This window comes from Erythrobacter westpacificensis, from assembly GCF_039542285.1.
GTDB classification, from domain to species: domain Bacteria; phylum Pseudomonadota; class Alphaproteobacteria; order Sphingomonadales; family Sphingomonadaceae; genus Alteraurantiacibacter; species Alteraurantiacibacter westpacificensis.
Genome location: NZ_BAABHV010000019.1, coordinates 1 through 11,030, shown reverse-complemented (window position 1 = coordinate 11,030; position 11,030 = coordinate 1). Strand labels below are relative to the sequence as shown.

Genomic DNA, 11,030 nt, shown 5'->3' with positions numbered 1-11,030 from the left:
ACCGAGCGACGATGCGCTCCACGATCTACACGGGTATCGACATAATTGGCTTCCGCGTAAGCGATCGCCGACCGAGCATCATGGCGAATGTCAGAGGTAGGGAGAAATCCGTGCAACTGATAGTTGCATACATTTGATCGCTCGAAGCCATTCCTGTTTAGAAGAAAGAGAGCGTAGTAAGGTCCACTATGATCACGATAGTCGGACAAAGCCCGTTGAGTATGGGTGCAACTGCGATCCTTTATCGAGATGGTCCCTCTGTTCACGGCGAATCTACAATCGCCCGGTCACAGCCGAGATACAGTTTCAACGAAAACGCATCTACGGGCACCATGCTTTTGGACAGTATCGTTTGCGATGAGAAATGGACCGAGTTTGTCTCGACTTGGTGCGATGGTGCGGTGAGCGTTGATCTCGTTGGGGTTATCGATCCAATTTTGGGCACTTGGCTTGAAGTTGGTAAAGTAAACTTCGCCGAGCCCAGCCACTTGGCGCTCTACTTATCTTGGTTTTGATGACCCGATCACAACTTATGGGCTTGAACTCAGCCCAGCCACCTCACCGATCCGCTTGCATCAACCACACGCACCTTTTCGTAGTTCGGGCGCTTAGCGACAAACTTCGCGTCGAAGATCGCCTGCGCTTCGGAACCCCATCCGCTCGAGGCAGTCTGCCAGAGGGACGAACCGCGAGACATATATTGAACCTTGTATGACATTGGTGCCGCCTTTCCCTGCGATTGGAAAGGCTCTCATCAGTTCAAAAATCCGTCAAGTAGTTCTTTTAGTTCATTTTTTTCTTGCAAGCGCCAAACGCATCAAGCTCCCATTCGGTGCGGGTCATTAGCGAATGGAGGGTGGCCATAGGCAGCACGGAAATCGGCAATCATCTTGGCCTCGACCAAGGCAGGTTCGAGCCCCGATGTCTCCTTCCACCCCACCAAGAGAGTAGATGACTCCCCCAATTGCCAAATTAATCTACCGCCCCAGTGTCCGATCTTTTTCCCGGCCCCAAACTTGGCGAACTCGCTCAAACGCCTGCGCAGGTTATTCGCCTTTCCGATGTAGACCACCTCGGCATCTTCGACCCAGTTCGCGACAAGGGTTCCGTGCGGAACGGTGGGATCGCGGTCCTTGAACCAGCCTCCGCAACTCTGATCCAGAAAACAGGGCGGGTTCTGATCTGTTCGGATGACGACATATACCCCGCCGGAAGTCGGGCACGGATCGGCAGCGGAGAGGTAATCGAAGGTCATCCATCCCACAAAACCGTCAGTCTCAAGTTGCGAACGAGAAAATTGCTGCTTCATTCATGGTATCCTTCAAATAACTCACTGACTGGCGGTTAGCATTCGTGAAGCCCGACCGACCTTCCTATACTCTCAAAGGCGTCGAGCGCTTCTTCTTCAGTCGCGTTTTCAGGCAGCAGGTCATCCTCATTTTCTATATCGTAGTTATAATAGTCTATTAGGTCATCGAGGGCCTCACGATGACTCCTAAAGGCGGAAATACGCTTTCCAATAATTGTAACATAGATTGGCTCATAAATAGTATTACTATGATTATTCATGTGAACTCATACCTCTTTCGATAAGATAAGGCTTCACACTATACCTGATGGCTGATATTCACATTATTTAAATACTGATTTTTTCAGATTTGTAATTTATAAAAATGAATATTAAGCGGGCAAAGAGGTGTTAAGATTACTTCTTGGCCCCGATTCAACGAAAAATTAGCGAATGAAGGCATACTTATTCGAGCGGCTCGCTGCTCGCGAATGGATCGAAATCTGTTGTGCGGCACCATTGATCTTTCGCGGCATGGACTTTGTCTTCGCGATTCTGCGGGCTAGGAATTTTGAATACTGCGGATTCTGATTTGAGGCTCATCCTGCGAGGAAACCGAAACCTGAAATTTCTCATTGAAAGCTGAACGGTTTCGAATATCGGCCTGCCGTTTGCCAGAGCTTCGTCGCTTGCCCGTGAATTTTCTTCAAGGCAGGCTTTTTAAGGTCGTTCTGATGAAAGGGAATTACCACATGGGCCTTAGCGCGTGAGATGGCGACATTGACCAGTCGATCCCCCTCGCGACCTGCGAAAAAGCTGCTCGACGCATCGACTGGATCGAAGACCACCAAGGTGCGTTCACTTCCCTGCGCGCGATGAACTGTGCTGACGCTTACCTCGGGATGGCTGCGTCTGATCATTGATCTGATGAGGGCGACTTGCGCCCTGTATGGGGTGAGAACAACTACTTCGTTCGGTTCGACATATGATCCCGCCAGTTCGTCCAATACTTTGGTAATGAGGTGGGCCGACTTGAAGCGGATGAATCCCCCATATTTTGCCGAATACTGCGCTGGCTCGCCGATCTGATCGAAGCAAATACGCGGAACTTCGCGCCCATTCACGAAAAATGGCGATCGGGCTTTGCGCCAACTCTCATCCCGCACGGCCTTTTTGCAGACGAGCAAGTCGCCACGGTAGAAAGTGGCACCAACCGCACTGCATATCGCCTGCGTCATTCGCGATTGCTCGTTGAGATGGGCTGTCTTCACATGCGCGAATACATCGAATGCAGTGCGAGCAATGACTGCTCGGGTGGATTGCCGACGATGATGTCAAATCCCCCATTTTTCATCGTCCCGTAAAACTCAATTAACCAATGGAACGGTCGGTGGCTCTCTGCCCACGCAGCAAGCGTTGCCTCCGAGATTGTGCCATCGCCACCCGATAACCCATGATCTCGAGCCAAAAATTGATTCAATTGTCGGCCCAAGACCTTGAGCCTTTCACGAAGGTCAGCCTTATGCGATGCCTCTATGCTTCCATTCAGCGTCGTCTGCTGCTCTCGGAAGAGGCGAAACGCCTGATCGAGGTCTTGTGCCGTTGCTTCAATCGTCTCGGCTCCGTCGTGGAAATCGAAGCCATTGGCGGTAGCAGCTTCCCTCATCTCTTCGATCGATGTGAATCCAACGAGAGAATTGCCAGATCGAATATTGAAATCGATGTCAGGGAGGGGCTCAATCTTTTTTGGGTCTTCCAACTGAGCAGCAAGCTTTAGGAACAAGCGGAGCTTACAAATCTCAACGGCTTCATCCATGATGTCGACACCAAAGAGATTAGCGATGATGATCGATTTGTAGATGAAGTAGTCTCGGTTCGGGTGTTGCGCGATCTGAGCGAGCACACTTTGGAAATCCGAGTAATGCTGCCCGCGCCCATGGCTATTGGGCGGTGCTGAGGCCACGAATTGCTCCATCCGCTCAAGGCATGCATCGTAAAGATCATATAGTATGTTGAGCGCGGCGAAGAGGAACGCGCCTGACCCGCAAGCGGGGTCGAGTATCTTTATCGAGGATATTCCCTTCCAGAAGGCCCGCACCACATCAGGGCTTTCGGCATACTGGATCACATCGCGAGCGAACTGCCGGATGTCGAGATTGTAGGTGATGAAATCCTCAATGCTCGTGATCTCACCGGTTGCCGCCTTTGATCGTGTCGCCTCATAGCGCTGTCGGCGTGCAACAACTTCGCGCCAAATTTCGGTAGGCAGGCCGAATTCGCGCGGTGCCGTCTTGTTCCAGTCACCCCGTTGAGAAACATCCGCGATACCCGCTGCGATCTCTTCTGGAAGCGGGCTGTCCATGCCATGGCGGACAGACGGATAGATGTAATTGTCCGGGTTTTCGGACAGCAAGCGCCAGACGAACCCACCGGGTTCGAACGCTACCTTGTCATGGCCAATGGCATTCTGAAACAGCCACGGGACGACCGTACTCTTTGTGATGTAATCGGTGATGTCCTCCTTGGTGTAGTAGGCCCCCATCTGCTTCTGGTTGATGTATTTCTCGAAGATAAGGCCCTCTTCCTCGCTCAGCGTGAAGGAGATGTGATCGAGCTTTTGCAGCAGGGCGTCGGGTGCAGTCGAAGCCAGCCAGAGATGCTCGCGAAATGCTGCGGGCTTGCCTTTCTCGCGGGCAACCCATTGCCAGATTTGCTTGGTCTCATCGCTGTCGGTGAAGATGATCAAATGCTCGTAGACGAGCTTGGTGATCTCACGCTCGATCCGCTGTCTGGTCGCACGGTCTGGAATTTCTGGACATTGGAATATCCGCACGCCACGCTTGTCCGCGATCGGACTGAGCGTGAATTGTTGACGGCCCACTTCGACCGTTTCGGTCTGGCGCGAAGTGGGGCGGTCCCAGCCTAGCTCCTCAACGAAGAGCGTTGAGAAGTCGAACGCCTTGAGGTGCACCGCTGCACGAGGCTTATCAATCGCCATCCTTAGCCCCTCAGCCCCATTGAACAGATGACCCGCATATCGTCCCTAGCCTCATCCTTGTCCTGCTTCATGCACAAGCGTCCATCCTCTCGAAACGCGATTACCATTTCGGCGAGCTTCTGATCGTTGATGCCGATCTTGAGATGGCGATTCAGCGTATCGATCGTCGATTGGAACATCGGATGCTCGTAGATGTCCGCCATCGCCTTTTCGACATCACGCACGAATTGGTCCGTGACGAAGAGTGAGCGCTCGTTTCCTTGACTCTTGAGAAAGCGCTTGAGCCGATCGTAGGTCTTGAAGCGCGCGCCTGACGGCCTCCCCAGAGCGCCATGCGTAGTTCGCTCTTCCTGCACGAGATGCTCCACCCCGGCCCGGACAATCTCGTGATGGAATTCCGTCCGCTCTAACGCCGGTTCCTCGGGCGAACATTCGGCGGCGCGAAGGATGGCCAGTGGTGACTGGGTGAGAATCTCACGATCTCGGTCGACCCATGCCAAGGCGTCGTTGTCATCGGGCGTCCGGATATAGACGAGCGCGCCTTCTTTCGCTTCGGGAACTGGGGGCAGCGATTTCGTGGCATAAACAACATCCGGCAAATCCTCGACGAGCTTCTTGAGCTTGGGGTCCGCAGCAATTGCGTTCTGCCAAATTTGAAAGGCGTGGGACGCGAGATCGACTTCGCCGTCATCGTCGCCGTCGAGGATACCTGCTTTCTCGCTGTAGAGGTCTTGGATGGGATTATCCCCATCGTCGTCCTCAAAGAACGCCTCATCCGAGCCCACGACCTCTTGGTTTTCTTTCAGTCGCGCGCGCACGCGAGAACGAAGCCGTATGATCCGCTCGACGCCATCGGCGGGCAAGAAAGAATAGCAATGGATGGTGTCTGCCTGTTGGCCAATGCGATCAACGCGACCTGCTCTTTGAATGAGCCGGATGATTGCCCATGGCAGGTCGAAGTTCACGATGATTGCGCAATCTTGGAGGTTCTGGCCTTCGGAGAGGACATCCGTAGCGATGAGGACGCGTAGCTCACCCTCGGCCTGCGCCACCTTCTCCTTGTGATTTGACTTCGGGCTGAACCTCCACGCAAGCCGGGTCGGGTTCTCCGATGCGCCTGTCACCGCAGCGACTGAACTGACACCGGCCTTCTGCAAAGCTTGTTCAAGGTATCGGGCCGTATCCGCGAATTGGGTGAAGACGAGAATTTTGTCGGTGGGGTGATTCACCCGAGCAAGTTCGATGAGGGCTTTGAGCTTCGTGTCACGAGCCTCATCCCATTCGCCGCAGAAATCCAATACCTCGCGCAGAACACTCACATCCTTGTTGAGATCATTCGCGAGTTTGCGCTTGAACAGGTTTGCTTTGAGCCACTTGAACCGACGCTTCTTGGTGTTTGCATAGACGCCGTAAATGACGGCTGCCTGCTCGCGCAGCCGTTCAAGTTGCGCCGACGCAAGGTCTTGTTCGGTTTCCTGCCCCCCATACTCGCCGCTCTCGAAGAGTGATCCAACTGCATCCGAGTCAGCGTCTTCATCAGACATGTCGAGAAGCTCAGCGTCTTGCGTGCCAATCGGAACCGGAAGGTCATTCTCGAGCGCATGGAGGTAGACGAGATTGCGCATGATGTGTCGTTCAAGCGACTGGATAAATGCAGGCCCACCGCTCTCGAGGCGCTTGAACAGGTTTGTCTTACAGAAGCCCATCAGCCGGATTCCGGCACGACCCAATCCATCCATGATGGTATCCTCCATGGGCGTAGGAGGATTTTTCGGGTCGGGATTTAGGTAGTTGGCAAGACCATAGCGCGGCAGCGTGAGGCTATCGATCGCCGACACCACCTTGTTCGAATATGCCTTTGCATAGGGGTCAAACGGATCATCGTCGTTGATCTGGAACTTGACCGACTTCGGTTCTCGGACAGGAAAGTAGGAACGAGTTCCATCTGAGAAGGTGATATATTTCCTGCCTGTCGCATTGTCGGTTTGCGCATAATTCTGAATGATAAATCCGCGTGTTCGGCGGATCATGTAAAGGCGCATCAATTCCCGCCAGTCATCCGCTTGGTCACTTTTCTCGAACGCCGGAACTGACCGGACATTGCACTGGTGCTTCCGGACGAACTCAGTCTCTCCCCCGATCGCCCTGATCATGGCCTCGGGTCTCAAACCGATGTCCTGATCGTCCTCGATGAAGAGGCGAAGCTGGGACGATAGATCGATGAAGGACTTGTTATATGGCGTCGCGGACAAAAGGATGCACTGGCTGTCGTTTGACCGGATGTAGTCCTCGATAACCTTGTATCTCTTACCCTCGCGGTTGCGGAGGTTGTGGCTCTCATCGATCAACACCGTTCGATAGCGACGCAGTTCAGGAAGCTCGCTTTCGACGCGGGAGAGGGAGACGATCTTTGCGGAGAGATCATAGGTTTCGACATAATCCTCCCACATCTCAACGAGGTTTTTCGGGCAGATAATGAGGCTTCGCCCATCGCTCTCCTCGAGAATCTTTAGGAGAGCGGAAGCCATGATCGACTTCCCCAATCCGACGACATCACCGATCACCACTCCACCCCGCTTGTTAAGGTGGTGGGCGGCGACTTTCACCGCGCTAGTCTGGAAATCAAAAAGCTTATCGCCAAAGACCGATGGAATGCGGAATTCGGATTGGCCAAGCCTCGCCTCTTGGGCCAAGTGATAAGCAATCTTGAGATAGACATGGTATGGCTGGACCAACGATTCACCGGCCCAACTCTCCTCGATGATCGTCGCCAACTCATCAGAAATGTCGATGCACCAGCGATCCGACCATCTCGCCTCAAACCATGCGGCGAGCTTGTCGCAGGCGTCATGATCCATCACATCGACATTGAGTTCACCCTGAAATGATAATCCTGCGAAAGTGAGGTTGCTGCTTCCAACGAAGCCAACCTTTGGATTAACCGGGTCCGGTCTGTGGAGAAGGTAGAGTTTCGCGTGTAGGGGGTGACGCAGGAACAGTTTGACGACGACCTTGCCAAAGCGAATTTGCCTCGCCAATCGACGAAGGCCAGCTTCGTCGGCATTGGACGGCGTGCCAATGGAAAGTTGCTCACGGAATTCCTCCGCGAGTGCCTTTTTTAGTTCGAGCGCACGAGCGTTATCGATCCCCTCATCGCGAAAAGCAGATGCTAGCCGTTCCCTCAGACCTCTTTCGGGCGACTGGTGCATTCCGACCAAGAGCCGACATGCATTGCCCATTCGCTTCGCTCTCCCGGTGCACGCACACCTCGGGATTGCAGGATAAAGCACTTCGACAGGGGCTTTCCTTTTCCGGTGGTCGTCGAGAACAGTGGCAAGCGAATTGCCCTCGTATTTCCGTCTGCCTCCAAGGAGAGAATCGTAGCGCTTCTGAGCGCTCGCCTCTCAAGTTCATCCTGCGCCACGAGGATCACCTGAAACTCGTGGAAATAGGTGCCTTCGCCTTTTCTCTTATCCATCAGGAAGCCGACCATGTAGCCATCGGATTTTGCGATCGGGATGACGATGGAATCGAGCCATTCGACATAGTCCATTGAGAGTGAGGTCTTGTGATTATTCCGGCGAGCATCTTTGGCGGCTCGGTCGGGCGTGCGAAGGTGAGCCGCTCCCCGCCACGCCGGATCACTCAGACCGCGAGAATTGGGATCGGTGATCTGGATGCTGACAAAGTAGGGCAACTTGTCGCGATCTGGCCTGCTCCGCCGAGGTTTGCCGTCTTTGCTGAATGCCGGGGCGCGCGAGGGCGAATAGGCGATCGAACATTCTATCGTCCGTATGCGTGAAGTCGGCATACGAACAGGAGCTTTGCGTGCTTTCGCGGCGTCGAGCTTGTCGATCCCGATCATGTCGATCAGTCGTTGCGCCATGGCGGGATCGCGCTTGCAAGATTCGGCCACCATGGCAAAGGCGGTCGGTAGGTCGAGAACCGATGCTTGTTGAGAATAAAGGTCAATGTTGGGGCTTGATCCGAGCCCCGGCTCCGGGGCGTCGCCTATGCCGAACTGGCGTAGGAAAAAGTCGGTATTGTCGTTCATGCATGTTCTCCGGTTGAGCGCCGCCTAGGCTCGGGCTCGACGACGCTCGCGCAGGAACATGCGTTGGACTTTCGCCCTCGCTATTTATTCGGTGCGTAAGCGCTCATCGGCCCATGCCCGATGGCGTTGGTATTTATGGTTGGTGCGGGGATCAGGCCGCGCGCAACAGGCGCGCCGGTGGCGACTGCTTTGGAAGAAAACGCAGCAAACCTGCCCAATTTTCATTGCGAGGAATGACGACCGGATCGCTGCGTTCCGGAAGCAAGAGCCCCTCAAGCTCGTCCTGCATGATCGCTTCCGGCATATCCTTGCGGTGAGCGCGGCCCATGCATTGGGCGATGAACTTCAAGGTGCGCGGGCTGATCACGGCAAGCCTGTTAAGATTCTCGGTGAACCATTCGATCGCCTGCGCCTGCACCGCCAATGGATTTTCCTGAGGGATCGGAGGCCCGCCGTTGGGATGACGGAGCATCACTTCCATCGTGAGAAAGGTCGTGAGAGCAAGATATATGCTCCACTGCCAAAGAGCGATCGGATCGTCGGGGAAGACGACAGGCCAAGACCGGTTGAACAAGGCGTCCCGGTCAGGAAGGAGGTCCTTGTCCCAGCCATCGTCGCTCGTCAGGTCCATGTTCGTCGAAACGATAATTGGCACATTGAGATTGACCGGCACCTGCACCTTCTCTTTCTCGATCACCACAATGCGATAGAGATGATCAGGAGTAAGTGGGTCGGTCGCCTGCTTGAGCACTTCAAACATCGGCTTCGACCGGAATATAATATCTGCCTCTTCCATAACGATCGGGCGAAGCCCGTCGGCCTCGGCGAAGTGATCGATCAGATCGCGCACATTGGACGGGCGCACTCGGATCGGATTAATCCCTTGGTCTCGCCACGCCTGCTCTTGAGCAATGATCTGGTGGGTCTTCCCGATTCCCGGTGGCCCACAGAGATAGACGGCGCGAAGACCGACGCCTCCGGTCGAGCCGAGGTCGCCGAGCTTGAACTCGGCAGCGCGCATGCGTCGGGCGATTGGATTGGTATTCGGCGCATCGAGCCACTTCTGTTGTGCTCGCTTAGTTGGTGGTCGCAGTTTCGTCGTCATCTTCGTCATCCCGCGTGTGAGGGTAGCTACCCTGCTTTGGTCAATTGCGCCCCCAGTGGGAGCGAATGGTAGTTTGGCCCGAAGGCCGCATTGATGATGACGCCCCGGTGGGGTGACATCAGGTTGGTTGTGATCCCCCAGTGGGAGATCGAGTGCTCACCCGGTGGGTGAACTTCCACCACGAGAAGTGGCAGCGGGATGGCCATCCGAATCACTCTATAGGGTCACGAGATGGCAGCGTCAAGACCCTCTTTGTCTTCATGGCCCTCTTGGTTATCTGATATAGCTTGTAATTACGAAATATATTGACCGATGTATGAGGTTTGCGTAGTGTGTCAGGACACACAAGAGTTAATGGCCCTATATGAAACTCAAAGACCTCCTTTCGCTCACAGGCGCATCGAAGAAGTCGATCTATCGCTGGATGGAATCGCATCCGACAATCGACTGCCCTGACCCCGACAGTTTGCTCGGACATCCATTTCCGCGACCCGTTGACCGGGATGGGCGCGCAATGGTGTGGGATGCCGATGCGGTAAATGCGTGGTGGCGGCAGAATGCCGGAACGATAGGACGGCATCCCGAAGATGCCGCCGTCATCGAGATGGGATTTCGTTCGTTCCGCCGCGCCTCTCTAAAGGAGCCCAAGCGTTTCCAGAATGAAGATGGGAGTGTCACCATAGAGGATGACATTGCTCTCATCCGGAAACTTGAAGTGCACGGCGATACGGTTCGGCTCTGGTTTCACTCCGTAGGCGATGCGGTGATGTTCAAGGTAAAATACGCTGGCTTCGACCGTGCCGACGACGAGGCGGGTGAGCGTGGGTAGGAACCTCGATTGGTCGAAGCCCCGCCGAGTCTATTTCGCTTGGTATGAACGCCGGGACGCATTTGAAGATCGACCCTGCGAGCAGCGACCTAAGCAAAGGAAGGGTAAGCGGAAGAAGAGGGCGAAGGGCAAGAAGTTCGTGCCCGCAAAGCCCCTCATTAGGTGGGTGAATAAGGAGCCGCAGATCATCAGCCGCCCCTCCGATCCCCGCCCCGACGACGATCTACCGCCATGGTGATGAGCTTAAGGAGGTCATTTCCGCTCGAAAGAATATTTAGAAAATTGCCTGCTGCTTAATAGAAGTGAAATGGAGATAATTTATGGGCCAATACTATCAAGTTCGGGGCAAAACTGGAAAATCGATCGACTCAGTTAATTGCAGTTCAGTTCGCCATGAAGCCCGAAGGATTGAAAAGCAAAAGCCCGGTTGGATCGAAGAAGAAGACCTCGCTTGGCGTTCTTTTGGCGAAGACGACAGAATCAATGATGAGGCTGTCCTAGAGCCCGAGGCCGCACTCGCAATCGCCGATGAATTCGAAATGCTTTTTCAAGAAAATGGCGATGGCGGCTACAATGTGCGCGACACGATAGAGTTCCTGCGGCGGTGGGGAGCCGCCGGTCATCGGATATATAGCGTGTAAGAGGCCTCAGGTATTTGCGACCAACAACTCGCCATGATGCTCGATCGGCGATCGCTTACGCGGAAGCCAATTATGTCGATACCCGTGTAGATCGTGGAGCGCATCGTCGCTCGGT

Annotated in this window: 9 protein-coding genes; 3 read left to right on the top strand and 6 right to left on the bottom strand. The window is 54.4% G+C overall.

The features are described from left to right. Positions 1-188 precede the first annotated feature (188 nt). The gene (locus tag ABFX23_RS12760) at positions 189-515 is read left to right on the top strand and encodes a hypothetical protein (RefSeq protein WP_346033408.1); all 327 of its coding nucleotides are present in this window, start codon (positions 189-191) and stop codon (positions 513-515) included. Between the two features lie 302 nt (positions 516-817). Here the strand turns inward: ABFX23_RS12760 and ABFX23_RS12755 are convergent, their stop codons facing one another. The 6 genes from ABFX23_RS12755 to ABFX23_RS12730 all read right to left on the bottom strand — a co-directional run bounded on the left by ABFX23_RS12755 (position 818) and on the right by ABFX23_RS12730 (position 9,454). Next, entirely contained in the window at positions 818-1,309 is a 492-nt protein-coding gene (locus tag ABFX23_RS12755; protein ID WP_346033407.1) for a GIY-YIG nuclease family protein, read from the bottom strand. A 611-nt stretch (positions 1,310-1,920) separates the two neighbouring features. Beyond that, positions 1,921-2,526 (bottom strand): C-terminal helicase domain-containing protein, encoded by a 606-nt coding sequence (locus ABFX23_RS12750; RefSeq protein ID WP_346033406.1) that lies wholly within the window; start codon positions 2,524-2,526, stop codon positions 1,921-1,923. Positions 2,527-2,555: 29 nt separating this feature from the next. Then, positions 2,556-4,286: an Eco57I restriction-modification methylase domain-containing protein gene (locus tag ABFX23_RS12745; protein ID WP_346033405.1), complete on the bottom strand. Its 1,731-nt coding sequence runs from the start codon at positions 4,284-4,286 to the stop codon at positions 2,556-2,558. 2 nt (positions 4,287-4,288) lie between these two features. After that, positions 4,289-7,495: a helicase-related protein gene (locus ABFX23_RS12740; RefSeq protein ID WP_346033404.1), complete on the bottom strand. Its 3,207-nt coding sequence runs from the start codon at positions 7,493-7,495 to the stop codon at positions 4,289-4,291. Continuing rightward, entirely contained in the window at positions 7,468-8,340 is an 873-nt protein-coding gene (locus tag ABFX23_RS12735) for a hypothetical protein (protein WP_346033403.1), read from the bottom strand. The genes ABFX23_RS12740 and ABFX23_RS12735 overlap by 28 nt, the downstream gene beginning before the upstream one ends. A 151-nt stretch (positions 8,341-8,491) precedes the next feature. After that, on the bottom strand, positions 8,492-9,454 hold the full coding sequence (locus ABFX23_RS12730; RefSeq protein WP_346033402.1) for a P-loop NTPase family protein: 963 nt from the start codon (positions 9,452-9,454) through the stop codon (positions 8,492-8,494). Positions 9,455-9,809: 355 nt separating this feature from the next. Between ABFX23_RS12730 and ABFX23_RS12725 the strand changes: the two genes are divergently transcribed. Beyond that, on the top strand, positions 9,810-10,274 hold the full coding sequence (locus ABFX23_RS12725) for a helix-turn-helix transcriptional regulator (RefSeq protein WP_346033401.1): 465 nt from the start codon (positions 9,810-9,812) through the stop codon (positions 10,272-10,274). 320 nt (positions 10,275-10,594) lie between these two features. Next, positions 10,595-10,915, top strand: coding sequence for a hypothetical protein (locus ABFX23_RS12720; protein ID WP_346033400.1), 321 nt, complete (start codon positions 10,595-10,597; stop codon positions 10,913-10,915). The last annotated feature ends 115 nt before the right edge of the window (positions 10,916-11,030 follow it).